Genomic DNA, 25400 nt, shown 5'->3' on the forward strand with positions numbered 1-25400 from the left:
CGATGGGCGCGCGCAACCCGCACCGCACGCGTCGCACTGAACCACCCCCCCACCCCTCAGGAGACTTCATGCGACTTCGCATACGCGGCAGAAGATCCGCTTCCCTCGCGGTACTTCTCGCCCTCGCCGTGGCGGCGCCGCTCACCGCCAACGCCTCACCGGACACCGCCGCCCCCGCCGCTCGCGGCTCGGCGGCCACCGACAACGAAACGCGCCAGTACGAGATCCCCCTCGGCGACGATCCCGCCGCCCGCACCGCGCTCGCCCGCACCGGCGTCGCCATCGACGAGGTCGACGCCCGCGCGGTGGTCGTCTCGGCCGACGGCCGCGAGGCGGCCGGGCTCCGGGACGCGGGCTACGAGCTCAAGGCCTTGGCCGGACCCCCGAAGCGTACGAACGGCGAGCCCGTGGAAGCCAAGGACTTCCCGCCCGCCGACGCGAGGTACCACAACTACGCGGAGATGAACGCGGAGATCAACCAGCGCATCGCGGCCCATCCGACCCTGATGAGCAAGAGGGTCATCGGCAAGTCCTACTCAGGCCGGGACATCGTCGCGATCAAGATCAGCGACAACGTGGGCACCGACGAGGCCGAGCCCGAGGTCCTCTTCACCCACCACCAGCACGCCCGCGAACACCTGACCGTCGAGATGGCGCTGTACCTCCTTCGCGAACTCGGCGACGACTACGGCACGGACGCGCGCATCAAGAAGATGGTCGACGAGCGCGAGATCTGGATCGTGCCGGACCTGAACCCGGACGGCGGCGAGTACGACATCGCGTCCGGCTCCTACCGCAGCTGGCGCAAGAACCGCCAGCCCAACGCCGGCTCGTCGAACGTCGGCACCGACATGAACCGCAACTGGGCCTACCGGTGGGGCTGCTGCGGCGGTTCGTCCGGCTCCACGGGATCCGAGACCTACCGCGGCCCGAGCGCCGAGTCGGCACCCGAGGTGAAGGTCGTCTCCAACTTCGTGCGCAGCCGCATCGTCGGCGGCAAGCAGCAGATCAAGGCCTCCGTCGACTTCCACACGTACAGCGAGCTGGTCCTGTGGCCGTACGGCTACACGTACAGCGACACGGGCCCCGGCCTCACCCAGGACGACCGCGACGCGCACGCCGCCATCGGCCGGAAGATGGCCGCGAGCAACGGCTACACGCCGCAGCAGTCCAGCGACCTCTACATCACGGACGGGTCGATCAACGACTGGCTCTGGGGCAACCAGAAGATCTTCAGCTACACCTTCGAGATGTACCCGTCGTCCGCGGGCGGCGGCGGCTTCTATCCGCCCGACGAGGTGATCGAGCGGGAGACCAACCGCAACAGGGACGCGGTCCTGCAACTCCTGGAGAACTCGGACTGCATGTACCGCTCCATCGGCAAGGAGCAGCAGTACTGCACGAGTTGACGGACCCGGCACGGCACCGCGGCCCCGGACCCGTGCGGTGGGTCCGGGGCCGCGGTGTGCCGTCGGCGGCCTAGTAGAAGGAGCCGTCGGCGACGCCGGCCCGCAGGCCGTCGTACATGATCTTCGCCTCACCGAGGCAGAGGTTCTGGGCCGTGCTCCCCTCGGGGTGGGTCTCCAGGCAGGAGGCCCGCATCTGGTGCCAGAAGTGCTCGTCGATCCATGCCTTGGTCTCCGCCGTGGCGCTGAGCTTGAGCGCGCCGTGGTTGCCGTAGTTGCGGTAACCGAAGTCGTGCTGGGCGCAGGCCTCGAAGAAGATTCCGTCCGGCCACCACGTGCAGCCGTCGTTGCTCCAGTCGTACGGAGCGTTGTGCGGGTGGTTGACGAAGTCGATCCGGTTGAGGTTCATGATGCGGTCGGCCTCGCCGCGGATGTCGTCCGCAGCGGCAACGGGAGCCGCTCCGGCGGTCAGTGCGAGGCAGGTGGTCGCCGCGAGGAGGGTTTTGCGCAGGGCGGTGCGTACACGCATGAGTGAGTCCTTCGTGGGTCGGGCCGGGCGTCTTGCCGCCCGGAGGTGACGGCAACGGCCGCCGGTCACCCCGCCGGAGCCGATCACTCCAAAGGAGGGGATGAGCGCGGATGGATCACGCCCGGCGGCAGCTCTGCGTAATTTTCTGAGCACGCAGCGTTGCCGTTTCTCAGCGTGGGGCACGGGACGCGGGCGGCCAAGGAGGTGCCTGTCGCCTTGTCCGACGGGAAACGGGAAACACCATCTGACCTGCCGCTTCTTCGGCCGGCGGAGAGCTTCGGCGACTGCTTGCGGCGGCTGCGCGCCGACCGCGGCATGTCCCTCGCGGATCTTTCGCGGGTCGCGCATTACAGCCGGGGCTATCTCAGCAAGGTCGAGAACGGTCAGAAGCCGCCGACGCCCGAGGTGGCCCGCGGCTGCGACGAGGCGCTGGACGCGGGCGGCGAGCTGATCGCCCTCGCGCCTCCCCCGGTGGGCGGCCCCGGGCGGGGGCCTTGCCCCTATCCGGGCCTCGCCGCCTTCGAACCGCGGGACGCCGCGTGGTTCTTCGGCCGCGAGCGGGCCACCGCGGCCCTTTCCGCGCGTCTCGCCGAGCGGTTGCGGCGGCCGGGCCCGGTGATGGTCGTGGGGCCTTCGGGTGCGGGCAAATCCTCGTTGCTGCGGGCCGGGCTCGTCCCCGCGGTGGCCCGCGGTGTGCTGCCGGCGGCCGGATCCCGGTCGTGGCCGGTGGTGTGCTTCTCCCCGGGGGCCCACCCGCTGGACAGCCTCGCAGCGGCTCTCGCCGATGTACCGGGGCTCGTTATCTCCGCGGGGCCGGCGTCCCCGTCGTACGCCGACGCGGTACGGGCCGCTGTCGCGGGTGCCGGCGGGAGGGGTGCCCCGGGCGGACTCGTGCTGGTGGCCGACCAGTTCGAGGAGGTCTTCACCCTGTGCACGGCCGAGGACGAGCGCCGCCGCTTCATCGAGGTCCTGTGCGCGTTGACCGCCCCGGTCACACGTCCCACCCCCGTCACGCCAGCGCCGGCCGAGCCCGCGGCCCCCACCACACCGCCCACGCCCGCCGCGCCTGCGAAGCCCGCCACAGCGCCCACGCCCGCCATGCCCGCCGCGCCTGCTGCACCCACAGCTCCCGTCGTGCCTGCCACGCCTGCCGAGCCAGCCACGCACATCGCGCCTGCGAAGCCCGCCGGGCACATCACCTCCGCCGCACCCGTCGCGCCCGCTGCACCCGAGGCTCCCGTAGCGCCTGCCTCGTCTGCAGAGTCAGCCACGCCCGTCGCGCCTGCGAAGCCCGCCACAGCGCCCACGCCCGCCATGCCCGCCGCGCCTGCTGCACCCACAGCTCCCGTCGTGCCTGCCACGCCTGCCGAGCCAGCCACGCACATCGCGCCTGCAGCGCCTGCCGAGCCAGCCACGCCCGCCGCGCCTGCGGAGCCCGCCAGGCACATCACCTCCGCCGCGCCCGTCGCACCTGCTGCACCCGAGGCTCCCGTAGCGCCTGCCACGCCTGCCGAGCCAGCCACGCCCGTCGCGCCTGCAGAGCCCGCCAGGCACGTCACGCCCGCCGCGCCTGCAGAGCCCGCCGGGCACATTCCCCCCGCCGCGCCCATCGCGCCTGCTGCCGTCGCCGCTCCCCTTGCGCCTGCCTCGCCTCTCTCGCCTGCCGAGCCAGCCACGCACATCGCGCCGGCCGCCCCCGCCCCGCCTGCCGCACCTTCCGTACCCACCACCGATGCCGCCCCCGCCTCACCCACCACCCCCCACCAGTCACCCCCTCTCCTCGTCGTCGCCGGTGTTCGTGCCGACTTTTATGGGGCCTGTTTGGAGCACCCGGGGCTGGTGGCCGCTTTGCGGGATTGTCAGTTGCCGCTCGGGCCCATGACGCGGGACGAGTTGTGTGCGGCCATCGAGGGGCCCGCGCGGCGGACCGGGCTCGTCCTCGATTCCGGTCTTGCCGAGCTTTTCCTGGCCGAACTGGGCGTTCACGGTGACGCCCCGGCGCCGCCCGACGCGGGCACGCTGCCGCTCCTCGCGCACGCGCTCCTCGCCACCTGGCAGCAGCGGGACGCGCAGGACGGGCGGATGAGCGTGGCCGCCTACCGCCTCACCGGCGGCATCAGAGGCGCCGTCGAGGCGACCGCCGAGGACGTGTACCACGGGCTCGACCCGGCGGAGAGAAGCGCCGCCCGGCACCTCCTGCTCGCCATGGTCCGGATCGGGCCGGGGCAGCAGACCGCTCGGCGGCGGATCTCCCCGGAGCAGCTGGCCTCGCTCCCGCCGGACCCGGACACCACACACCGCGTCGTGACCGCGTTCGCCGACGCCCGGCTGCTCACCCTGGACGCGGACGGCGCCCAACTCGCCCACGAGGCGCTCCTGTCGGCCTGGCCCAGGCTGCGGACCTGGATCGACACCGACCACGCACTGCTGCGCGACCGGCAGCGGCTGACCGAGGCGGCGGAGGCCTGGGAGAGCTGCGGACGCGATCCCGCCGTCCTGTACCGCGGCACCCAACTGGCCACGGCCGCCGAGACCCTGGCCGCCACGCACACCGGCCGCGCCACCCCTGAGGCCCGGTTCATCGCCGCCGCGCGGACGGCCGCGTCACGTCACGCCCGCCGACGCAGGAACACCCGCGCGGGCCTCATCCTCTTGACGGTCCTTGTCCTCCTGGCGAGCGTCACCGCATGGCAGCAGGCCCGGGGCCGTGTCCAGCGGGACGCCGAGGCGGCCTCGCGTCAACTGGCCTCCCGGGCCGAGGGTCTGCGCTACACGCGTCCGGTGGAGGCGATGCGGATGAGCGTGGCGGCCTGGCACATCCAGCACACCCCGGAGGCCGAGGCCGCGCTCCTCGCCTCGGCGGCCCAGGCCGAACAGGACGCGTTCCGCCCGCCGGTGGGCGACGGCGCGGACGAGTACCACGGAGCGCATCTCAGCGGCAACGGCCGTGTGGTGCTCACCCGCGACGACCGCCACGTCCACGCCTGGGACGTCGTACGGCACGAGCGCGTGGCCCGGATCAGGCACCGCGGACGGCAGGTGCAGGACCTGTCGGCGGACGGCAGACGCATCGTCCTCGGCGGCGGCAACCGCTCCCGGGTCTACGACGTGCGGTCCGCCCGGCCCGTGGGACCCGCGTTCCGTACGCCGTCCGAGCCGGCCTCCTTCTCCCCCACCGGTCGCCACGTCGTCGTACAGGACCTGTCGTCGATCGGGGTACGGCGCACGGAGAGCGGCCGTGTCACGCGGCGGGTCCCCCTCACCCGGTACGCGGACGTCCCCGAGGTGGCGATCAGCCGCGACGACCGGATCCTGGCGTTCTGCCGGGCCGCGAAGCCGGGCGGGCGCCACGTACTCGAGGTACGCGGCACGGCCGGCGGTCCGGCCATGCCCGCCCCGCTCGGCAAGCTCTCCCGGAAGGACCGCCGGACCGTGTGCGGGAACGAGCAGCTCGGTCACCGGATCGTCCTCGACCCGCGGGGCCGTTTCCTCGTCTCCCTGGGAGACACCGCCCGCGCCTGGGACCTGAGGACCGGGCGGTCGTGGCTCGCCTCACCGGTCCACGCGAGCGCCGCGTTCAGCGACGACGGCGAGTTCCTCGGTGTCACCACCGACGAGGAGGTCCTGTTGTGGCGCACCTCCCAGCCCGGGCGGCCGGTGTACCGGCACTCGCTGAACGGCGGTTCCGCCACGCAGCTGCGCATCGACACCGAGGACCGGGCCATCCGCTACTGGGAGGACGGCACGACCGTACGCACCCTGGCCCTGGGCAACGCGCTGACCTCGGACTGGCGGCGCGAGAGGGTGGTCGAGGCGCAGTACAGCCCCGACGGAGGGCAGTTGGCTCTCGCGCGGCGCTCCGGCGGGCGGATGCGCTTCGAGCTGCGCCCCGCCGCTCCCGGCGCGGCACCCCGTCTTCTCGCCACCGCGGACTGCGGTCTGTCCGAGCCGGGTGACGTGGACCGCGCGGACCGGAGCTGCGACGTGCTGATGTCGTTCAGCGCCGACGGCCGCCGTCTGGCGTACGGGATCAGGGCGCGGCACGGCTACACCAGCCGCCGCCACCCGCAGACCGTCCACGTGTGGGACGTACGGGAGGGGCGTGAGCACAGCCGGCACGTGCTGGCCCGTGCGGGGCGCGCGGACGAGGACGCCGTCGGGTTCGCCCTCGGGCCGGACGGCGCGACCCTCCTCGTCCTGCGCGACACGGCACGGCAGTTGGAGACCGTGGACCTGCGGGCGGGCGGCGACGCGCAGACGGCGCCCGTCGCGTTCAACGGCCGGTCGCCGGGCAACGGACACCTGGTCCTGCGCCCCGACGGCGCGTTCGCCGCGGGCGCCGGAGGGCTCTACCGGCTGCCGTCCGGACGCAGGCCCACCCGTCCCCCGCTGCTGTCCGGCAGCGCGCACCGCGTCGCCTTCAGCGCCGACAGCACCTTGCTGGCAACGGGCGGGCACACCGGAAGGGTCGCCCTCTGGAACGGCGACGGCACCCAGCTGCTCGCGGACCTGCACGGCACGTTCGACGTCAGCGGGGACGGCTCCGGGTCCCCGGTGACCGCCCTCGCCCTCAGCCCCGACAGCCGCACGCTCGCCGCGGGCGACAGCGGCGGCCGCGTCGCGCTGTACGACGTGCCGTCCAGCAGGCTCCTGGTCGCCGCCCTGCCCACGGCGGGTGACGCGGTGCGCGCGCTCGCCTTCGGTCCGGACGGCAGAACCGTCCTGGCCACGGGCGAGCACTCGTCCTCCTACGCCTACCGCCTCGACCACGGCCATCTCGTCGACCGGGTCTGCGCACGCACCGAGGGAGGGTTCTCCGCCGCCGAGTGGGAGAAGCACATCCCGGGGGTGCCGTACGGCAGGACATGTACGTGACGTGCGGGGTCCGGGGAGCGCGACGGACGGCTCGTCCGGGTGCGGTCGCGGGGGAAAGGGACGAGCATGGACTTCATCAGGGCCGCGACGCGATCACCATCCCTGTGGGGGCTTGGAGATGTGTCATGCGCGTCCACAAGGTACGCCCCGACATCAGCGTCCTGAGTGACAGCCTTGAGGTGCCGGGGATCGGCCACATCCCGGTCAACGCCTTCGTCCTGCACGCCGCCCAGCCCGTTGTCGTCGACACGGGCCTCGGGCTGTCCGACCGCAACTTCCTGGAGGCGCTCGCCACCGTCCTCGATCCTGCCGACGTGCGGTGGATCTGGCTCACCCACCCGGACCGGGATCACACGGGCGGGATCTTCGACCTGCTGGTCGCGGCGCCCGAGGCGCGGGTCGTGACCACGTTCGCGGGGGCGGGGATCATGTCCTGCGAGCGCCCGCTGCCGCTCGACCGCGTCTTTCTGCTCAACCCGGGGCAGACCCTGGACGTCGGCGACCGCACCCTGACGGGGTTCAGGCCACCCCTCTTCGACAACCCGGCCACGGTCGGCTTCTTCGACGGCAAGTCGGGGGTCTGTTTCAGCTCCGACTGCTTCGGGGGGCCGATGCCCAGCGCCGAGCTGGCACAGGCCGACGACGTCCGCGAGGTCGCCGTGGAGGACCTGCGGGCCGCACAGCTCCTCTGGGCCACGGTCGACAGTCCGTGGGTGCAGAACGTGGATGTGGCGAAGTTCCTCGTCAGCTTCCAGCCGCTGCGGGACGGGTCGCCCGAGCTCGTCCTCTCCACGCATCTGCCGCCGGCCCTCGGGATCACCGGGACGATGATGGACACCCTGGGATCGGCGCCCGGGGCCCCGCCGTTCGTGGGCCCTGACCAGGCGGCGCTGGAGCAGATGCTGGCCGGGTTCGAGCCCGCCGGCGGGCATCCGGTCGCCACCTGACGAGGGTGCCCCGGACCATGGCGGCCCGGGGCACCCTCGGTGACGTACGACAAGGAGTGGTGCGGGAAGGAGTGGTGCGGGAAGGAGTGGTGCGGGAAGGAGTGGTGCGGGAGGAGTGGTGCGGGAGGAGTGTTCGCTACACGAACAGACTGACCACGGCCGCGACCGCGAAACCGGCCAGGGAGAGGACCGACTCCAGGACCGTCCACGTCTTGAGCGTGTCCCGCTCCGAGATGCCGAAGTACTTCGCCACCATCCAGAAGCCGCCGTCGTTGACGTGCGAGGCGAAGATCGAGCCCGCCGAGATCGCCATGATGACCAGGGCGACGAACGCCTGCGAGTGGTCGCCCTCGGCGAGGAGCGGGGCCACGATGCCCGCCGTCGTCACGATCGCCACCGTCGCCGAGCCCTGGGCGACGCGGAGCACCAGGGAGAGCAGGTAGGCCAGGACGATGATCGGCAGGCCGACGTCCTGGAAGGTGTCCGAGAGGGCCTTGGCCACGCCGCTCGCCTTGAGGACCGCGCCGAAGATGCCGCCGGCGCCGACCACCAGGAGGATGTTGCCGACCGGCTTCAGGGACGAGGTCGACACCGTCTCCAGGGACTTGCGGGACCAGCCGCGCCGGATGCCGAGCAGGTAGTACGCCATGAGCAGGGCGATCGTCAGGGCGACGAACGGGCTGCCGAAGAACTCGATGACGCTGCGGAACGTCGAGGGGTCGAAGGCGATCGAAGAGAAGGTCGCGAGGAGGATCAGGAACAGCGGCGTTCCGATGATCGCGAAGACCATGCCGAGCGGCACCGGCTTCTCGCGCGGCTCGACGCCCGCGGCGCGCTGTTCGGCGACGACCGCCTGCCGTGCCTCGTCGGCGGCCTCGACCATGTCCTGCGGGACGGGCACGAAGATGCGCTTGCCGATCCAGGCGGAGTAGACCCAGGCGGCGATGACGGCCGGGATGCCGCAGACGATGCCCATCAGGATGACCCAGCCGAGGTCCACCTTGAGCAGACCGGCCGCGGCCACCGGGCCGGGGTGCGGGGGCAGGAACGCGTGGGTCATCGACAGACCCGCGAGCAGGGGCAGGCAGTACAGGAGGATCGACTTGCCGCTGCGCTTGGCGGCGGCGTACACGATCGGCGCGAGGACGAAGATGCCCACGTCGAAGAAGACCGGGATACCGAAGATGAGGCCCGTCAGACCCATCGCGAGGGGCGCGCGCTTCTCGCCGAAGAGGCCGAGGAGGCGGGAGGCGAGGACCTCTGCGCCGCCCGAGACTTCGAGGATCGCGCCGAGCATCGTGCCGAGGCCGATGATGATCGCCACATGGCCGAGGATGCCGCCCATGCCGGACTCGATGACGGAGACCGCGTCGGACTTCTGGACCGTGCCGAAGAGTTCGGTGACGGAGAGGCCGGCCGAGAGGCCGACGACTATGGACACCGCGAGCAGCGCCACGAAGGGCTGCAGCCTGACCTTGATGATCAGAAAGAGCAGAAGCACGATGCCGAGCGCGGCGACGGTCAGCAGACCGGCGGTGCCGTCGATCAGGGTGAGGATTCCGCCGGTGTGGGGTGGTTCCTCGGCGGGGGCGGCGGCCGCGAGCGCGGCGAAGGGGGACGACGGGGACATCTTTGACCTCGTAAGTGCATGGGGCTTTCAGGGCAGGGGGGATCACGGCGCGGCGCCCGAAGGGGGGAGTTGGGCGCCGCGCCGTGACGACTAGCGGCTTGCGGAAGGTGGATCAGGGGACGGGCTGCGTCAGCTCAGGACGGCGAGCGCGTCGATCTCGATGAGGAGACCCTTGGGCAGGCCCACGTAGACCGTGGTGCGGGCCGAGGCGGGGGCCTTGAGGCCCTGCTCCTCGAAGTACGCGTTGTAGATCTCGTTCATCTCGGCGAAGTGGTCCACGTCCGTGAGGTAGACGCGCATCATCATCACGTCGTCCCAGGTCGCGCCGCCCTCTTCGAGGATCGCCTTGACGTTGGCGAACGTCTGCAGGGTCTGCTCGCGCAGGGTCGGGCCCGCGGGGGTGGGGGCCTTGCCCTCCTCGGCGGGGAGGAAGCCGACCTGACCGGCGACCTGAAGGATGTTGCCCTTCTTGACGCCGTGGGAGAACTTCGCGGGCGGGGTGGTGTGGGTGGCCGGGGTGAGAGCGGTCTTCTCGGTGGTCATGGCGTGCTCAGGCTTCCTTGAGGGGTGACTTGCCGGAGTACTCCCGGCTGATGGCGTCCGCCGTACGGCGCACCAGCGGGAGCAGCGTGAGGAGTTCCTCGGCGGTGACGACGACATTCGGCGCGGACACCGACATGGCGGCGACGACGCGCCCGTCCGCACCGCGGATGGGGGCCCCGATGCAGTTGATGGACTCCTCGTGGCCACCGAGGTCGGTGGCCCAGCCCTGTTCGCGCACGGCGGCGAGTTCCTTGAGGAACGCGGCGGCGTTGGGCGTCGAACGGGACGTGTACGTGGGGTAGTCGAGCTTCTCCGCGATCGCACGGCGCTCGGCCTCGGGAAAGTCGGAGATCAGCAGCTTGGCGACGGCGGCGACGGTGATCGCCACCGGCTTCCCGATGCGGGAGTACATCCGCACCGGATAGCGGCTCTCGACCTTGTCGATGTAGAGGACTTCCTGCTCCTCGTAGACCGCGAGGTGCACGGTGTGGCCGCACTTCTCGTGGAGGGCGAGGAGGTGGGGGTGCGCGATCTCGCGTACGTCGAGGTTCTCGACGGCCTCCTGGGCGAGCGCGAAGAGGCGGGCGCCCAGGCGGTAGCGCTGGTCGGACTGGCGGTAGACCAGGCCGTGTTCGTGCAGCGTGCGCAGCAGCCGCAGGGCGGTGGACTTGTGCACTTCGAGGCGCTCGGCGACCTGGCCGAGATCTGCGGGGCCTTCGGCGAGCAGCGGCAGGATGGACAGGGCGCGATCGACGGTCTGGCTCATGTACGTGCCTCCTCCTTGGCCTCAGTGTTCACGGGGACGCCGTCCGTCCAGCCCGGGCCGAGACGAAGTGTCCCCCAGGTGTCGGCGTCCAGTGCGGCAAGACGATCGGTGTGCGCCCTCTCGGGAGGGGTGGCGAGGTCGCCGGCGACGGTGAGCGCGGCGGCCGCCATGAGGTGCCCGTGGCGCAGGCGCCGGTCGGCGGGCAGCCCGCGCAGGGTGGCGGAGAGGAACCCGGCGGCGAAGGCGTCACCGGCGCCGACGGGGGCGACGACGTCGACCTTGAGCGCCGCCTGGAAGACGGCGGGCTCGCCCTCGGTGTAGACGGTGGCGCCGCCGCTGCCCTGCTTGACGACCAGGGTGGCGGGCTCGGGGAGGGCGGCGCGGACGGCGTCGGGGCCGCCGGTGATGCCCCAGGCGTCGGCGGCCTCGTCCTCGCCGACGAAGACGAGGTCGGCGCCGCGGGCGAGGTCGAGCAGGACGCGGGGGCCTTCGCCCGCCCCGCTCGCGTCGCCGCTCCACAGGCCCGGGCGGTAGTTGACGTCGAAGGACACAAGGGGGCGGCCGGGGCGGGGCGCGGTCAGCTCGCGCAGGAGGGCGAGGCAGTCCGCGGAGAGGGCGGCGGTGATGCCGGAGAGGTGCAGGATGCGGCCCGCGTCGAGGGCCTCACGGTCCACGCTGTGGGGCGCCATCGCGGAGGCGGCCGATCCCGCGCGGTAGTAGAGGACCTCGTGGGCGTCGGTGTCGCGGTCGTCGGCGGTGCGGAAGTAGATGCCGGTGGGGCGGTGCGGGTCGCGTCCGACGGAGCCGGTGTCCACGCCGTAGCGGGCGATGGCCTCGACGAGGTGGTCCCCGAAGCCGTCGGCGCCGACGCGGCTGACCCAGCGGGTGCGGTGCCCGGCGGCGGCGAGCGCGCAGGCGACGTTCGACTCGGCGCCGCCGATTCCGCGGTCGAAGGAGGGGACGTCGGCGAGGCGTCCGGCGCGTGAGGGCAGGAACGTGACCATGGACTCGCCGAGCGCGACGACGTCCACTGCTGCCTGCGCGTCCATCGCTGCCTGCGCGGCCTCTGCGGTCACGATCTTCCTGCCCCTCAACCGACTGCCCGGATCCGTTGACCCGGCGTTGGCTCGGATGTTAGACAGCAGTAAGCGACATACGCAATGACCGTTGCACATCATGCAACGCACCTTTTCGAGGAGGCGCCATGGCCGCCGACAACGCAGCCGACCGCTCCGCCGGACGTCTTGCCCGGGAGCTCGACCGGCTCGCGGACGAGCGGGTCGACCACCGCTTCAAGGGCCTGCCCCCGGACGCGGAGGGCCTGACGGTCGGCGAGCTCGCGGCGCAGCGCCGGAACCTCTTCACGGACGGTTTCACCACCCCCGTCCTGGCCCTCTCCGCCGAGCGCCTCGAGCACAACCTCGCGCTGATGGAGACGTACTCCGAGCGGCACGGCCTCGCCTTCGCCCCGCACGGCAAGACGTCCATGGCGCCGCAGCTCTTCGCGCGTCAGCTGGAGCGGGGCGCGTGGGGCATCACCCTGGCCGTGCCCCACCAGGTGCGGGTGGCCCGCGCCTACGGCATCGAGCGGATCTTCCTCGCCAACGAACTGGTGGACGCGGCGGCGCTGCGCTGGATCGCGTCCGAGCTCGATGCCGACCCCGCGTTCCGCTTCATCTGTTACGTCGACTCCGTGCCCGGCGTCGCCCTGATGGACGCCGCTCTGCGCGAGGCCGGCGCCACGCGTCCCGTCGACGTCGTGGTGGAGCTCGGCGCGGGTGACGGGGCGCGCACCGGTGTGCGTACGGAGGCCGAGTGCGTCGATATCGCCAACGCCGTCGCCGCCGCGGACACACTGCGCCTGGTGGGCGTCGCCGGGTACGAGGGCGAGGTCCCGGAGGCGACTCCCGAGCGGGTACGGGCCTGGCTCGGCCGTCTCACCGCGCTCGCCGTCGAGTTCGACAAGGCGAACCGGTTCGCGGACCTGGACGAGATCGTCGTCAGCGCGGGTGGCAGCGCGTGGTTCGACGCGGTGGCGGACGTCTTCGAGGAGATCCCCGAACTGTCGGTGCCGGTACTGAAGTTGCTCCGCTCCGGGGCGTACGTCTCTCATGACGACGGCCACTACCGCCACTTGACCCCGTTCAACCGCATCCCCGACGAGGGCGCGCTGCACCCGGCGTTCCGCCTCTGGACGCAGGTGGTGTCGCGGCCCACGCCGGAGCAGGCGTTCACGAACGCGGGCAAGCGGGACGCGGCGTACGACATCGACCTGCCCGAGGCGCAGGTCGTCCACCGGGGCGGGGTGGACCGGCCTGCGACCGGGGTCACGATCACCGGCCTCTCCGATCAGCACGGGTGGGTCCGTACGACCTCGGAGGCGGATCTTGCCGTGGGTGACTGGGTGGGGCTCGGTCTGTCCCACCCCTGCACGTCCTTCGACAAGTGGCAGTTGATCCCCCTGGTCGAGGCGGACGGCACGGTCACGGACTACATCCGTACCTATTTCTGACCCCTGGGTCCTGGGCGGAGTCCGGGCACCCCGCGGTGCCGGGCGGACGAACAGGCAGAACCGCCGCTCCGCGGCGGATGTCTCCCACCCACCCACCCGATACCCGGCAGTCGCCGACCACGAAAGCCGCACGGGTGGTGCGGGTGGGAACAACAGCCCGGCCGGAGGCCGGGTGCACCACACACAAGCTGCGCCCACGCAAGAGAGAGGCACCCCCCATGGACCTGGTGATCCGAGACGCCCGCGTCATCGACGGCACCGGAGGTGCCTCCTACCGAGCCGACATCGGCGTACACGAGGGCAGGATCACCGAGATCCACAGGGAGGGGGACGCGGGCCCCCGCCCCACGGGGACCCGCACGCTGGAGGCCCACGGCCTGGCCCTCGCGCCCGGTTTCATCGACATGCACGCCCACAGCGACCTCGCCCTCCTCCGCGACCCGGACCACAGCGCGAAGGCCGCCCAGGGCGTGACCCTGGAGGTCATCGGCCAGGACGGCCTCAGCTACGCACCCGTCGACGACCGCACCCTCGCCCAGGTCCGCCAGGCCATCACCGGCTGGAACGGCGACGGCAGCGACATCGACTTCGACTGGCGCACGGTCGGCGAGTACCTGGACCGCCTGGACCGGCAGGGCACCGCCGTCAACGCGGCCTACCTCATCCCGCAGGGCACCGTCCGCATGTACGCGGTCGGCTGGGACGACCGCCCCGCGACCCCCGCCGAGATCGAGCGGATGAAGCAGCTCGTCGCCGAGGGCATGCAGCAGGGCGCCGTCGGCATGTCGTCGGGCCTCACCTACACCCCCGGCATGTACGCCGACGACTCCGAACTCACCGAGCTCTGCATGGTGGTGGCCCAGTTCAACGGCTACTACTGTCCCCACCACCGGAGTTACGGTGCCGGCGCCCTCCAGGCGTACGAGGAGATGGTCAACCTCACCCGCACCGCGAACTGCCCCCTCCACCTCGCGCACGCCACGATGAACTTCGGCGTGAACAAGGGCAAGGCGCCCGACCTGCTCGCGCTCCTCGACACCGCCCTCGCCGGCGGCGCCGACATCACCCTCGACACGTATCCCTACACCCCCGGCTGCACGACCCTCGTCGCCATGCTGCCCAGCTGGGCCAGCGAGGGCGGGCCCGACGCGATCCTCGCCCGGCTCCAGGACGACGTGACCGCCGAGAAGATCCGCCACCACATGGAGGTCATCGGCGCCGACGGCTGTCACGGCGTACCGATCGAGTGGGACAAGATCGAGATCTCCGGTGTATCCGACCCGGGGCTCGCCTCCTGCGTCGGCAAGACGATCGCGGAGTCGGCGGCCCAGCGCGGCGAGGAGCCCTGGATCACCGCCCGCCGCCTGCTCATCAACGACAAGCTGGGCTCCACGATCCTCCAGCACGTCGGCCACGAGGAGAACGTCCAGGCGATCATGCGCCACCCCGTGCACACGGGCGGCAGCGACGGCATCCTCCAGGGCTTCAAGCCGCACCCGCGCGCGTACGGCACGTTCCCGCAGTACCTCGGCCGCTACGTACGCGAACTCGGCGTCCTCACCCTGGAGGACTGCGTCGCCCACCTCACCGGACGCCCGGCGGCCCGCCTGCGCCTCCCCGACCGGGGCCTCCTACGCGAGGGCTACCGCGCCGACCTGGTCCTCTTCGACCCTCAGACGGTCGCGGCGGGCTCCACCTTCGACGCTCCCCGAACGCTTCCCTCCGGCATCCCGCACGTCCTGATCGACGGCAGATTCGTGATGGAGGACGGCCGCCGCACGGACGTCCTGGCGGGCCGGTCGGTGCGCCGGACTCCCTAGGTGGCGGGGGCCCGGTCCGGGGCTTTGCTGGGCCGGTGGCTTCGGTTGGTGCCGGGGCCATCCGGTGTCCCGAGGTTGGCGGTTACGGGCCGGGTGTAAAGGGCGCTCCTGCGTCGCGTCGGCTACGCCGATTCCGCTGCGCTCCACCCTTGACACCCGTCCCTCCACCGCGCGAGGGAAGACGACCGGACGGCCCGAGGGGCGGGACTCTTGACCACTCTCGTCCCGTGTTCTGTTTTCCGGCCGACTGCGGACTGGTCCGTCGGGGGCGGCCGGTGGGGGGAGGGGCGCGCAGCCGCCCCGGAACTGGACCCCGGTCTCGTCAAGCGTCTGCCGACCGGATCGTCGGGGGCGCCGTCACGGGGGCAGGGCGCGCGGTCGCCTTGAGGAGGGAAGACGGTGGTCGTCCTGCATCCGCCGACCGGCCGGAGATGGCCAGTTACCCCGAGGACTACGAGGGGTGGGGGGTCCGGCACCTAATTCCGAGAAGGCGCGTTTCACAACGCGCGCGCCCCCCTTCTGCCGGAACGCAACTTCACCAAAGTAGGTGCCCCGCCGCGCCGCCGGGGCCCCGCGCGCGGGAATTGCAGGAAAATCCCGCAACCCCCGCCCCCCACCCGGCGTGTCGTGAGACTTTCCTGCAATCCGCTCAGCGAGCCATCCCGATCCGCCCCGCGACCCGCCCGCGCGACACCCGGCCGCTGTCCCGATCATCCGGTCCTCCGGTCCTGGCGCGAGCGTGCCTTCCGCCGCCATGGACTGTCGATACCGGCGCTCACTCGCCTCGCCCCGCCCCGCCCTGCCTCGCCTCGCCTCGCCTCGCCTCGACCGCGACGGCTCTCCCGTTCACCACGGAAGATCCGGTCAGCAGACGCTTGACGAGACCAGCAGCCCTCCCCGGGGCGGCTGCGCGCCCCTCCCCCCACCGGCCGCCCCCGACGGACCAGTCCGCAGTCGGCCGGAAAACAGAACAAGGGACGAGAGTGGTCAAGAGTCCCGCCCCTCGGGCCGTCCGGTCGTCTTCCCTCGCGCGGTGGAGGGACGGGTGTCAAGGGTGGAGCGCAGCGGAATCGGCGTAGCCGACGCGACGCAGGAGCGCCCTTTACACCCGGCCCGTAACCGCCAACCTCGGGACACCGGATGGCCCCGGCACCAACCGAAGCCACCGGCCCAGCAAAGCCCCGGACCGGGCCCCCGCGGGACCTCCGGCCATTCCAGTTCCAGTTCCCCTGCTACTTCTTCTTCCTGATGTTGATGTGGGCGTTGAACTCGGCGCCGAGGATGGTCAGGAACACGTTGCCCTGCCAGCGGCGCGTGTCCAGCGAGTCCCCGACCTGGCCTTTGCCGAGCGCCCCCTTGTCCTGGATCTTCAGTGCCCGGAACTCGGTGAACTGGTCGTAGTTGCGGGTCTCGGCGAGTTCACCGGCCTCCCGCCATTCCACGCGGAAGGCGGCGTAGTCCTCTTCCGACATGTCGGGCCCGAAGGTGAAGTTGGGCGGATTGGCCTGCTCATAGTGGTGCTTGCACTGGGCGATGAGCTCACCGGCGGTCGTCTTGGCTCCGACTGCTTTCACCAGGGCGCCGCCCTGATTCGCGATCGCCGCCGTGCGCTCTGCCACCCGCGTCGAGCGCCGCTGTTCGATCAGGTCGTCCTCAAGGGTCTTCTTGGCCGCGTCCAGACCGTTGCTCTTGTCCTCGACCCACGCGATACGAACCGAGGCGTCCCTCTGACGCTGGCCGATCACTCCCCAGGGCAGGCCGAGCTCGGCGCTGTACGCCTTCAGCAGCTCAAGTGCTTCCGTCGCGTCGTTCGCGTACTCCACCTTGCCGATCATCTTGGTCATGACGATCCCCTCATTCCCCGCCGGCTCGTCCGGCGGCAAGTGCGCGGGCAACGTCTCACCGATGGGACCCGGCGTCACCGGGTGGCGGCCCGTCCGGTTCTCGCCGCGGGGCCCTAGGCCGCGTGACCCTCGAACCAGAGCGAACCAAGATCGTGACCGGGGGTGAGGTGCACGTCCGAGTCGAGAGCCGCCGCAATCAGCCTGAGCAGCGCCGGCGTCGGGGTGGTTCCGCCCTCCTCGATGCACTCGATGTCGTCCTGCTCCATGCCAGTGCGCTCGGCGAGCTGCGCCGAGCTCCACCCGAGCTCGGTCCGGCGGCCGTAGAGAGCCTTACCGAAAGCCAGCGCCTCGCGGATGGCGATCCGCTCCGGATCTTGCGTCTCGACGCCGGACGGAGTCCAGCGGCTGTGCTGCCCGACCATCACGACCTCCTCTCATACGTCGCGGTCACCGGTCCACGATGCTCGCTTTCGCAGAATTTCTGGGCACGCACGGCCCGCTCGATCTGGCCTTGTACGTGCTGCCTCGTCTTGCGGAACACCGCACGCTCGCACCTCCGGCTCGATCTCGAAGCCGTACAGGTCACTCATGCGACGAACAACTCGGAGACACGCGCGGCAGCGCCAGCTCGAACCACACCGTCTTGCCGATCCCGTACGGCCGGGGCCGCGCCCCCCAGTCATCGGCCAGCAGCTCCACCAGCGCAAGGCCCCGCCCCGACTCATCGTCCGGCCCCGCCGCCCTCGGGCACGGCAGCGCGTCACTCGCGTCCGCCACCTCCACCCGCAGGACGCCCCCGCCCAGCACGCACCGCGCCTCGACCTCCCGCCCCACAGGCACCCGCCCGTGCCGTACGGCATTGGTCATCAGCTCACTGAGCAGCAGTACGGCGGCGTCCGCCACGTCGTCCGGGACCTTCCAGGCCCGCGCCTGCTCGGCCAGCAGCGAGCGCGCCCGGCCGACACTGCGCGGAGTGCGCGGCAGCCGCCACTCAAACTCCCTCGGGGGAGGTGAAGTTGTGCGTTCCATGCCTCATACGCTGCCGGGCCGGGCATAGCCTCCTGGAGTACCGACACGGGTACAGAAAGTAACCGTACCCACCGTGCACCAGAGGGGCGGGCGCGATGACCGAGGTGAACTCCCAGCCGCCGATGGCCTGGCGCTACTGCGGCAACCAGGTCAAGCGGTGGCGGGAACAGGCGGGCACCACCCGCGAAGAGCTGTGCAAAGAGACCGGCTATCACTACGAGTACGTGAAGTCGATGGAGAACGGCCGCCGCAAACCGACGCTGCGTCTGCTCCAGATCGCCGACGAGATGTGCGATGCGCACGGGCTGCTGCTGTCGGCGCAGGACTATCTGAAACCGGAGCCGTTTCCGGCGCGGTCGCAGGAGTTCATGCAAGCGGAGGCCGAGGCCATCGCCATCCATTCGTACGAGCCGCTGCTGATCCCCGGCCTGTTGCAGACGGAGGAGTACGCACGGACGCTGATCAGCGAGAGCTGCCCGCCACTGGACGACGAGACCGTCGAGGAGCGTGTGAACGCGAGGCTGCGCAGGCAAGAGGCGCTGCGGGCGCGGCCGTCGGTGGTTTTCGGGTTCGTGGTGTACGAGGCTGCGTTGCGGACGATGGTTGGAGGTCGGGGAGCTATGCAGCGCCAGCTTCAACACATGCTGGAGGCCGGCCACTTGCGGAACGTGTCGGTCCAGGTGCTGCCCATGGGCCGGTGCAGTGGGCTCGCCCTCTCCGGATCTCTGGTGCTGCTGGAGAACCCTGAGCATGAGCATTACGGGTACGTCGAAGGGCAGAAGACGAGCGCGCTCTACGCCGATCCCACCAAGGTCAGTGAACTCATGCAACGCCATGGCATGATCCGCATGCATGCCCTCAGCGTTGAGGAGTCAGCGGATTTCATCAGGAAGATGGCGGAGGAGCTATGAGCGACCGGCTCACCTGGTTCAAGTCCACCTACAGCGACGATGAAGGGGGAAACTGCGTAGAGATAGCCACCCACCCCCACACCATCCACATCCGCGACTCAAAGCTCGGCGAAGCCGGCCCCACCTTCGCCGTGCCCGCCACCGCGTGGGCCCAGTTCACGGCCGAGCTCCGGGACGCGGGATCCGAGCGCCTTTTCTGAGGAAGGGGCGGTGGGTCTCAACCCACCCGCCCTCCCAAGTGCTCAAGTGCCCCGCTCGCCACGGGAGATCACTTTTCGTGACCGGCTTGCCACGCGTCGTCGCGAAGCTCTAGCGTTCGCATAACGAACGACCCCGGCCGGTGCTACCAACACCAAACCGGGGTCTGACCTTCAAGATCGTGGAGCGATCTCGTGGCTACTCAAGACCCTAACCCTGCCCTGCCCACCCCCGCGCATCCCATGGCCAAGCCCGGCTACGGCAAACATTCCGTGCCCGGCCAGGCCCCGCGCCGCAAGGGCGACTTCGATCATCTGCCCGTACGTGAGGCCTACCTCGCCGCGTACATCGACCGGCTGCCCGAGGGCACCGCGATCGACATCAAGACCCTCGCCAGGGAGCAGCCCCGCTACGGCCAGCAGGCCGTGCAGACGGCGCTCAACTCCCTCACGGAAGCCGGTCATTACCGGCGCGTGCGCGTACCGCTCGGTGACGCGCTGACCCAGTGGGTGTTCCGTACGTACTTCAGCCGCACGGCCCGCGACGCCGAGTGGTGGGCGCGGTTCCTGACCGACGACGTACCGGATACCGGCACCGACCCGACGCCCCGGAAAACACGTTCGGAGGCGTACGACGCTCTCGCCCGGCTCGGGGCGGCCGACAACCGGTTGACGCTCTCGGCGGCCGAATGCGCCGCGCTGGAAGAGCTCGCCGCACAGTGGCTCGCGCGCGGAACCACGCCGGAGGGGCTGGTGCGCGTCCTCACCGCCGGTTTGCCGGAACAGGTGCACTCCCCCGGAGCCTTCGTCCGCCGGAGGCTGCGCGACAAGCTGCCACCCGAGTCCGCCCCACGGCGCCAGATCCTCGTGGAATGCACGGGCTGCGGCATCCCGGCCCTCCCCGAGAGACTGCCCGCCGGGCTCTGCACGGGCTGCCGGGGCCGGCGCACCGGGGCGGCACCGGCACCAGCCCCCACCGCCGCCCTGTCACCCCACGAGGTACGCCAAAGGGTGGCAGCACTCAGAAGCCTTACGGCCGCCTGCCTTTGAACCCCCTGGCTGCGCCCCGGCGCAACGTACAACCCTTCGGCCTCGCCATCGGTCTCTTGTTCGCCGACCTCACGCGTCACTCTGGACAACTCCCGGCTCACAAGGAACCCAACACTCATGCGCATTCGCACCACCACCTCGCTGGCCACCTTCCTGGTGGCGGGCCTCATCCCGTTGACCCTGCCCACCGCCGGTGCGGCGAGCGCCGCGCCCGCGAAGCATGGCGACGACTTCAACGGCGACGGCTATCGCGACTACGCGTATTCGAGCTTCAGCGCCAGAGGGGGCGGCGGCGTCTCCGTGGTCTTCGGGACCGCCACCGGGCCCGGCTCCACCGAACAGCGCGTCACCCAGACGACCTCCGGCGTACCCGGGACCGACGAGGCCGACGACATGTTCGGCGAGGTACGGGCCGCCGCGGACTTCGACGGCGACGGATACGGCGACCTCGCGGTCGCGGCGACCGGCGAGAACGGCTCAGGCGGCGCCGACCAGGGCGCCGTGACGATCCTGTGGGGCTCCGCCTCCGGCCTGTCGAAGGGCACGACGCTCCCGAACAAGAACCCGGGCGCCCACAACTCCATGGGCAAGGACCTCGCGACCGGCGACTTCAACGGGGACGGCAAGCAGGACCTGGCCGTCATCAACGAATCCATGACCTACGTCTACCGCGGCCCGCTCAAGCGCTCCGGCACCACCGGCACCGTGACCAAGCTCGACAAGACGACGTCCTTCTACGCCACAGCCCTGATCTCCGGCAAGGTCAACGGCGACAAGAAGACCGACCTCGCGATCATCGGCGACGTGGTCAGCTCCGAAAAAATCGCGTCCGACGCCTGGTTCATCAAGGGCGGCGCGAGCTCGCTCTCCCCGGGCAAGAGTCTGCGCCTGGAGTCCCAGTCCGGCAACGGCGGCAGCGCCGAGCGCGGCGGCGACGGTGTCATCGGCGACTTCGACAAGGACGGCTACGGCGACATCGCCATCGGCACCGCCCTCTACTCCAAGCACAAGGGCCGCGTCAGCGTCTGGTACGGCGCGTCCGGCGGACCGTCCCGTAGCGCCCGCCTCACTCAGTCGACGAGCGGAGTCGCCGGATCCTCCGAGAATTACGACGAGTTCGGCTCATCCGTCTCGGCGGGTGACGTCAACGGCGACGGCTACGCGGACCTCGCGGTCGGCGTGCGGGGCGAGGGCATCGACGGCAAGGACTACGCGGGCGGCGTGCACGTCTTCAAGGGACGGGCGAGCGGCCTGTCCGGTGCCGGGTCGCAGTGGTTCGCCCGCAACACCCCCGGCGTGCCGGGGCCGCTGGCGTCCGACGACCAGTTCGGTGGCCTGGTCCGGCTGCGCGACACGAACGGTGACGGGAAGGCCGACCTGCATGTGAGCGCCTTCGATTCGCTGCGGCTGCCCGGTGCAACAGGCGGCATCACCACAACGGGCGCCACGACATACGACGCGGCGCCCATCGACGGCTTCTTGCAGTAGCCCCTCGGGGGTGCCCGTTACCTCCGTGCGGCGGTCGGGCGTGGGAGCTTGCAGCCCTTTCGGGTGAGGTCGATCTTGCTGTCGTGGGTGACGCACGGGACGATTCCGTACGTCTGCTGGGCGTAGTTGATGCCCTTGCGGACCGTCACCTTGCCGTTTCGGTCGACCTCACAGGGGTTGTTGAGGGTGCAGCGCTCGCCGTCCTCGTTCCCCGTGTTGTTGACGGCCGTGACCTTGCCGGTCTTGTGGTCGATCACCGGCGAGCCGGACGTGCCGCCGATCGTCCGGCACTCGGGGGTGTAGCGGACGGAGTCCTTCCAGGTCCACTCCCCCTCCTTGAGGCGGTACGCGAACCCGTCGATCTTGCAGGTGTACGTCTCTTTCCAGTACCCGGAGACGACGGTGATGGCCCGCTTCTTCACCGGGTGGGCGTCCTCGATCTCCAGCGCCTTGATGCCGTACTTCTTCTTGATGTCGGCGTAGCTGGTGGTGAGTTGGTACAGCGAGATGTCGGTGTCGGTCATCGTCGCGTACGAGATCTTGCTCGCCGTGAGTGTCGCCTTCTGAGCGCCCTTCGCGTCCAGGAGCTTGAAGGTGCGGGTGGACGGCTGGTCGACGATGACCTCGCCCGCCGCCGGGAAGCCGCTCTCCAGGCAGTGGCCGTTGGAGAGGACGAGCGCGGGGTCGTCCGCCTTCGACTGCGGCACGCGGACGACGGAGCCCGAACAGTTGCTGAGCGCGACCGTCCCCGCGAAGTCGACGCCCTTCTTCGCGGCCTCCCCCGCCGCCGGCGCCGAGGGTGCGCTGTCCGGAGCCGCGACCGCCGGCGCGGAGCCGAACCCTACGAGGGTGAGGGCGAGTAAGCCGCCCGCGAGAGCCTTCTTCATGTGTGGAGCCCCCCTGTAGCTGTGCCTGTAGCTGTGCCCTGAGTGGTTGTCATGGGCATTCTTCGGGGGCTCACGGATCAGGAACAAGGGGCGAGAACCCTTGCATTTCGGCGGGCCTGCCGGGAAGAGCCGGCAGGCCCGCCGCGGTCACAGTCCTTACGGCTTGGGGAGTTCGCAGCCCTCGCGGCTCAGGTCGATCTTGTTGCCGGGTGCGACGCACGGCACCACGCCGTACGTCTGCTGGGCGTAGTTGATGCCCTTGCGGACCGTCACCTTGCCGTTCTCGTCGACCTCGCACGGGTTGTTGTCCGTGCACTCCTCGCCGCTCTCGTTGCCGGTGTTGTTGACGGCGACGACCTTTCCGGTCGCGTCATCGATCACCGGCGAGCCCGAAGTGCCGCCGATCGTCTGGCAGTCGGGGGTGTAGCGGACCGAGTCCTTCCAGGTCCAGTTCCCCTCCTTGAGACGGTGGACGAAGCCGTCGATGCTGCACTTGTACATCTTCTTCCAGTAGCCGGAGGCGACGGTGATCGCCTTGCCCTGCTCCGGGTGCGCCGCGTTCAGCTCAAGGGCCTTGATGCCGAACTTGCTCTCGATCTCGCTGTAGGTGCTGGTGAGTTCGTAGAGCGAGAGGTCGGTGTCCGTCATCGTGCCGTAGGCGATCTTGCTCGCCTTGACCGTGCCCGCGTCGCCACCGGAGGCGTCGAGGAGGGTGAAGCTGCGCGAGGACGGCTTGTCGACGACGACCTCACCGGGGGCCGGGAAGCCGCCCTCCAGGCAGTGTCCGTTGGACATCACGAGCGCCGGGTCGCCCGGCTGCGAGTCCGGCACCCGGACGACGGAGCCGGAACAGTTGCTCAGCGCCACCGTGCCCGCGAAGTCAACCGCCTTCGCCTTGGCGGGCCGTTCGTCGCTGACGGCCGTCGCGGGCATCGCCGTGGCTCCGAGGAGCAGGGCGGAGAAGCACGCGACGACGAGAGGCTTGTGCATGTGGGGGGTCCCCTCTGTTGACCATGTGACCGAAGTTGCTTCGGATTTGTCATGCGCATTGTTGGGGTACTCGGCCGCGAGAACAAGACCGCATGCGGACACAAGTCACCGCTGAGAGGACACACCCGGGTCAGCGGCGTGTCGGACCACGCCCGTTCGCCTCCCGTCACACGGCCGGGAGACACTCCCCGGCCCGACGTGGCACAAAACACGAGGCGGGTCCCCTTACGCAGCCGTAAGCTCGCGGACATGCAGGTCATCCAGTCGACGAAGCTCGCCAACGTCTGTTACGAGATCCGGGGCCCGGTGCTCGAGGAGGCGATGCGGCTGGAAGCGGCGGGCCACCGCATCCTGAAGCTCAACACCGGCAACCCCGCGGCCTTCGGGTTCGAGTGCCCCCCGGAGATCCTGGAGGACATCCTCCGCAACGTCGGGGACGCGCACGGCTACGGCGACGCGAAGGGTCTCCTTGCCGCCCGCCGCGCGGTGGTCATGCACAACCAGACCCTGGGCATCGAGACCGACGTCGAGCACGTCTTCATCGGCAACGGCGTCTCCGAACTCATCGTCATGGCCATGCAGGGCCTGCTCGACGACGGCGACGAGGTCCTCGTACCGGCGCCGGACTATCCGCTGTGGACGGCCGCGGTCTCGCTCTCCGGCGGCACGGCCGTGCACTACCGCTGCGACGAGCAGGCGGACTGGATGCCGGACCTCGCCGACATCGAGCGCAAGGTGACCGACCGCACCAAGGCGCTCGTGATCATCAACCCGAACAACCCGACGGGCGCCGTATACAGCGAGGACATGCTGCGCGGCCTGACCGACATCGCGCGGCGCCACAATCTCCTGGTCTGCTCGGACGAGATCTACGACAAGATCCTCTACGACGACGCGGTCCACACCCCCACCGCCGCCATCGCCCCCGACCTGCTCACCCTCACCTTCAACGGCATGTCGAAGGCGTACCGGGTGGCCGGTTACCGCGTCGGCTGGGTGTCGATCTCCGGGCCCAAGGCGCACGCGTCCTCGTACATCGAGGGCCTGACGATCCTCGCCAACATGCGCCTGTGCGCGAACATGCCCGGCCAGCACGGCGTGGTCGCCGCGCTCAGCGGGCGCCAGACCATCAACGACCTCGTGCTTCCGGGCGGGCGGCTCGTGGAACAGCGCGACACGGCGTACGACCTGCTGACGCAGATCCCCGGCGTGAGCTGCGTGAAGCCGAAGGGTTCGCTCTATCTCTTCCCGCGGCTCGATCCGAAGGTCTTCAAGATCAAGGACGACCGCCGGATGGTGCTCGACCTGCTCCGCGCCGAGAAGATCATGGTCGTGCACGGGACCGGCTTCAACTGGCCGGAGCCCGATCACTTCCGGGTCGTCACGCTGCCCACGGCGACGGATCTGGCCGAGGCCGTGACCCGGATCGGCAACTTCCTGGACGGCTACAGCCAGCCCTAGACCCCCAGAACCAGCCTGACTCAACTTTAGACAGAATCTAATGTAGGATGGCTTTCAAGCTACCCGCCAGGAGGCCATCCCATGTACGAGCCGATCCGCACCAAGTCGGTCCATGCCATGGCCGACCCGGGCGACTTCCCGCACCGCTCCCGCGAGGAGGAGCTGGACACCCAGCTCGCCGCGCATCTGGCGGCACTGCTCGCCGTCACGGACGAACTGCGTGCCCTCGCGCCCGCCGCCGACCTGGACGACGCCGCCGAGCAGCTGTCGTCCGAGGTGGCGCGGCTGCGTGGCGGCCTCGCGCCCGTCCGCTCGGCCGTGGTGACCGCCATTCACGAACCGCACCTCACCGCCCTGCATCAGCGTGCCCACGCTCTCGCGGGCCGCGCGCTGGTGGTGGCGGCGTCCCGCGCCGACACCGCGGCGGCGATTCTCGCTGCGCGGCGTATGGATGCGCATGCCGACGCGGGTCGGCTGGTTGGCGCCCACTGAGCTGCCGCTCAGGCTGCTTGCGC

General features: G+C 70.6%; 21 protein-coding genes. 11 read left to right on the forward strand and 10 right to left on the reverse strand.

Annotated elements, in window-relative coordinates:
* Positions 1–68: 68 nt before the first annotated feature.
* Entirely contained in the window at positions 69–1409 is a 1341-nt protein-coding gene (locus ACWGIH_RS12110) for a M14 family metallopeptidase (protein ID WP_453450275.1), read from the forward strand.
* A gap of 70 nt (positions 1410–1479) precedes the next feature.
* On the opposite strand, the gene ACWGIH_RS12115 is transcribed toward ACWGIH_RS12110, so the two are convergent.
* Positions 1480–1935 carry a phospholipase A2 gene (locus tag ACWGIH_RS12115; protein WP_453450274.1) on the reverse strand — a complete coding sequence of 152 codons (456 nt, stop codon included), beginning with the start codon at positions 1933–1935 and terminating at the stop codon, positions 1480–1482.
* Between the two features lie 216 nt (positions 1936–2151).
* Between ACWGIH_RS12115 and ACWGIH_RS12120 the strand changes: the two genes are divergently transcribed.
* Positions 2152–6810 carry an nSTAND1 domain-containing NTPase gene (locus ACWGIH_RS12120; protein WP_453691634.1) on the forward strand — a complete coding sequence of 1553 codons (4659 nt, stop codon included), beginning with the start codon at positions 2152–2154 and terminating at the stop codon, positions 6808–6810.
* Between the two features lie 125 nt (positions 6811–6935).
* Positions 6936–7757, forward strand: a complete 822-nt coding sequence (locus ACWGIH_RS12125) for an MBL fold metallo-hydrolase (RefSeq protein ID WP_453450272.1) — start codon at positions 6936–6938, stop codon at positions 7755–7757.
* Positions 7758–7893: 136 nt separating this feature from the next.
* Here ACWGIH_RS12125 and ACWGIH_RS12130 read toward each other — a convergent pair whose 3' ends face one another.
* From ACWGIH_RS12130 to ACWGIH_RS12145, 4 genes are all read right to left on the reverse strand, one after another.
* The gene (locus ACWGIH_RS12130) at positions 7894–9387 is read right to left on the reverse strand and encodes a GntP family permease (protein ID WP_453450271.1); all 1494 of its coding nucleotides are present in this window, start codon (positions 9385–9387) and stop codon (positions 7894–7896) included.
* A 129-nt stretch (positions 9388–9516) separates the two neighbouring features.
* A complete protein-coding gene (locus ACWGIH_RS12135) occupies positions 9517–9930 on the reverse strand; it encodes a RidA family protein (RefSeq protein WP_062770654.1) in 414 nt (137 codons plus the stop codon).
* A 7-nt stretch (positions 9931–9937) separates the two neighbouring features.
* On the reverse strand, positions 9938–10696 hold the full coding sequence (locus ACWGIH_RS12140) for an IclR family transcriptional regulator (RefSeq protein ID WP_453450270.1): 759 nt from the start codon (positions 10694–10696) through the stop codon (positions 9938–9940).
* Positions 10693–11745, reverse strand: coding sequence for a sugar kinase (locus tag ACWGIH_RS12145; RefSeq protein WP_453450311.1), 1053 nt, complete (start codon positions 11743–11745; stop codon positions 10693–10695). The genes ACWGIH_RS12140 and ACWGIH_RS12145 overlap by 4 nt, the downstream gene beginning before the upstream one ends.
* 155 nt (positions 11746–11900) lie before the next feature.
* Here ACWGIH_RS12145 and ACWGIH_RS12150 point away from each other — a divergent pair, with 155 nt between their 5' ends.
* Complete coding sequence (locus ACWGIH_RS12150; protein ID WP_453450269.1) at positions 11901–13208, forward strand: amino acid deaminase; 1308 nt, start codon at positions 11901–11903, stop codon at positions 13206–13208.
* Positions 13209–13426: 218 nt separating this feature from the next.
* A complete protein-coding gene (locus ACWGIH_RS12155) occupies positions 13427–15028 on the forward strand; it encodes an N-acyl-D-amino-acid deacylase family protein (RefSeq protein WP_453450268.1) in 1602 nt (533 codons plus the stop codon).
* A 1232-nt stretch (positions 15029–16260) separates the two neighbouring features.
* Here ACWGIH_RS12155 and ACWGIH_RS12160 read toward each other — a convergent pair.
* From ACWGIH_RS12160 to ACWGIH_RS12170, 3 genes are all read right to left on the reverse strand, one after another.
* On the reverse strand, positions 16261–16872 hold the full coding sequence (locus ACWGIH_RS12160; RefSeq protein ID WP_453450267.1) for a hypothetical protein: 612 nt from the start codon (positions 16870–16872) through the stop codon (positions 16261–16263).
* 113 nt (positions 16873–16985) lie between these two features.
* On the reverse strand, positions 16986–17294 hold the full coding sequence (locus ACWGIH_RS12165; protein ID WP_453450266.1) for a helix-turn-helix domain-containing protein: 309 nt from the start codon (positions 17292–17294) through the stop codon (positions 16986–16988).
* A 160-nt stretch (positions 17295–17454) separates the two neighbouring features.
* A complete protein-coding gene (locus tag ACWGIH_RS12170; RefSeq protein ID WP_453450265.1) occupies positions 17455–17901 on the reverse strand; it encodes an ATP-binding protein in 447 nt (148 codons plus the stop codon).
* Between the two features lie 95 nt (positions 17902–17996).
* Between ACWGIH_RS12170 and ACWGIH_RS12175 the strand changes: the two genes are divergently transcribed.
* The 4 genes from ACWGIH_RS12175 to ACWGIH_RS12190 all read left to right on the forward strand — a co-directional run bounded on the left by ACWGIH_RS12175 (position 17997) and on the right by ACWGIH_RS12190 (position 21547).
* Positions 17997–18812, forward strand: a complete 816-nt coding sequence (locus ACWGIH_RS12175) for a helix-turn-helix domain-containing protein (protein ID WP_453450264.1) — start codon at positions 17997–17999, stop codon at positions 18810–18812.
* Positions 18809–19012 carry a DUF397 domain-containing protein gene (locus ACWGIH_RS12180; protein WP_453450263.1) on the forward strand — a complete coding sequence of 68 codons (204 nt, stop codon included), beginning with the start codon at positions 18809–18811 and terminating at the stop codon, positions 19010–19012. The genes ACWGIH_RS12175 and ACWGIH_RS12180 overlap by 4 nt, the downstream gene beginning before the upstream one ends.
* Positions 19013–19204: 192 nt before the next feature.
* Positions 19205–20059: a hypothetical protein gene (locus ACWGIH_RS12185; protein WP_453450262.1), complete on the forward strand. Its 855-nt coding sequence runs from the start codon at positions 19205–19207 to the stop codon at positions 20057–20059.
* Between the two features lie 117 nt (positions 20060–20176).
* Positions 20177–21547 (forward strand): FG-GAP and VCBS repeat-containing protein, encoded by a 1371-nt coding sequence (locus ACWGIH_RS12190; protein ID WP_453450261.1) that lies wholly within the window; start codon positions 20177–20179, stop codon positions 21545–21547.
* Between the two features lie 17 nt (positions 21548–21564).
* On the opposite strand, the gene ACWGIH_RS12195 is transcribed toward ACWGIH_RS12190, so the two are convergent.
* Both ACWGIH_RS12195 and ACWGIH_RS12200 read right to left on the reverse strand, forming a co-directional pair.
* A complete protein-coding gene (locus ACWGIH_RS12195; protein WP_453450260.1) occupies positions 21565–22434 on the reverse strand; it encodes a trypsin-like peptidase domain-containing protein in 870 nt (289 codons plus the stop codon).
* Between the two features lie 156 nt (positions 22435–22590).
* Positions 22591–23424, reverse strand: a complete 834-nt coding sequence (locus ACWGIH_RS12200; RefSeq protein WP_453450259.1) for a S1 family peptidase — start codon at positions 23422–23424, stop codon at positions 22591–22593.
* A gap of 249 nt (positions 23425–23673) precedes the next feature.
* Here ACWGIH_RS12200 and ACWGIH_RS12205 point away from each other — a divergent pair, with 249 nt between their 5' ends.
* Both ACWGIH_RS12205 and ACWGIH_RS12210 read left to right on the forward strand, forming a co-directional pair.
* Positions 23674–24885, forward strand: a complete 1212-nt coding sequence (locus ACWGIH_RS12205) for a pyridoxal phosphate-dependent aminotransferase (RefSeq protein ID WP_453450258.1) — start codon at positions 23674–23676, stop codon at positions 24883–24885.
* An 81-nt stretch (positions 24886–24966) separates the two neighbouring features.
* Positions 24967–25377: an SCO4983 family protein gene (locus ACWGIH_RS12210; RefSeq protein ID WP_453450257.1), complete on the forward strand. Its 411-nt coding sequence runs from the start codon at positions 24967–24969 to the stop codon at positions 25375–25377.
* The last annotated feature ends 23 nt before the right edge of the window (positions 25378–25400 follow it).

The sequence above is a fragment of the Streptomyces sp. NPDC054872 genome, from assembly GCF_053610705.1.

Excerpts from the sequence above, each read along its gene's own strand:
- ACWGIH_RS12175 (WP_453450264.1), top strand. The coding sequence starts at position 17,997 with ATGACCGAGGTGAACTCCCAGCCGCCGATGGCCTGGCGCTACTGCGGC.
- ACWGIH_RS12200 (WP_453450259.1), bottom strand. The coding sequence starts at position 23,424 with ATGCACAAGCCTCTCGTCGTCGCGTGCTTCTCCGCCCTGCTCCTCGGA.
- ACWGIH_RS12190 (WP_453450261.1), top strand. The coding sequence starts at position 20,177 with ATGCGCATTCGCACCACCACCTCGCTGGCCACCTTCCTGGTGGCGGGC.
- ACWGIH_RS12145 (WP_453450311.1), bottom strand. The coding sequence starts at position 11,745 with ATGGACGCGCAGGCAGCAGTGGACGTCGTCGCGCTCGGCGAGTCCATG.
- ACWGIH_RS12170 (WP_453450265.1), bottom strand. The coding sequence starts at position 17,901 with ATGGAACGCACAACTTCACCTCCCCCGAGGGAGTTTGAGTGGCGGCTG.
- ACWGIH_RS12135 (WP_062770654.1), bottom strand. The coding sequence starts at position 9,930 with ATGACCACCGAGAAGACCGCTCTCACCCCGGCCACCCACACCACCCCG.
- ACWGIH_RS12160 (WP_453450267.1), bottom strand. The coding sequence starts at position 16,872 with ATGACCAAGATGATCGGCAAGGTGGAGTACGCGAACGACGCGACGGAA.
- ACWGIH_RS12165 (WP_453450266.1), bottom strand. The coding sequence starts at position 17,294 with ATGGTCGGGCAGCACAGCCGCTGGACTCCGTCCGGCGTCGAGACGCAA.
- ACWGIH_RS12180 (WP_453450263.1), top strand. The coding sequence starts at position 18,809 with ATGAGCGACCGGCTCACCTGGTTCAAGTCCACCTACAGCGACGATGAA.
- ACWGIH_RS12195 (WP_453450260.1), bottom strand. The coding sequence starts at position 22,434 with ATGAAGAAGGCTCTCGCGGGCGGCTTACTCGCCCTCACCCTCGTAGGG.
- ACWGIH_RS12150 (WP_453450269.1), top strand. The coding sequence starts at position 11,901 with ATGGCCGCCGACAACGCAGCCGACCGCTCCGCCGGACGTCTTGCCCGG.
- ACWGIH_RS12210 (WP_453450257.1), top strand. The coding sequence starts at position 24,967 with ATGTACGAGCCGATCCGCACCAAGTCGGTCCATGCCATGGCCGACCCG.
- ACWGIH_RS12110 (WP_453450275.1), top strand. The coding sequence starts at position 69 with ATGCGACTTCGCATACGCGGCAGAAGATCCGCTTCCCTCGCGGTACTT.
- ACWGIH_RS12155 (WP_453450268.1), top strand. The coding sequence starts at position 13,427 with ATGGACCTGGTGATCCGAGACGCCCGCGTCATCGACGGCACCGGAGGT.
- ACWGIH_RS12125 (WP_453450272.1), top strand. The coding sequence starts at position 6,936 with ATGCGCGTCCACAAGGTACGCCCCGACATCAGCGTCCTGAGTGACAGC.
- ACWGIH_RS12205 (WP_453450258.1), top strand. The coding sequence starts at position 23,674 with ATGCAGGTCATCCAGTCGACGAAGCTCGCCAACGTCTGTTACGAGATC.
- ACWGIH_RS12130 (WP_453450271.1), bottom strand. The coding sequence starts at position 9,387 with ATGTCCCCGTCGTCCCCCTTCGCCGCGCTCGCGGCCGCCGCCCCCGCC.
- ACWGIH_RS12140 (WP_453450270.1), bottom strand. The coding sequence starts at position 10,696 with ATGAGCCAGACCGTCGATCGCGCCCTGTCCATCCTGCCGCTGCTCGCC.
- ACWGIH_RS12115 (WP_453450274.1), bottom strand. The coding sequence starts at position 1,935 with ATGCGTGTACGCACCGCCCTGCGCAAAACCCTCCTCGCGGCGACCACC.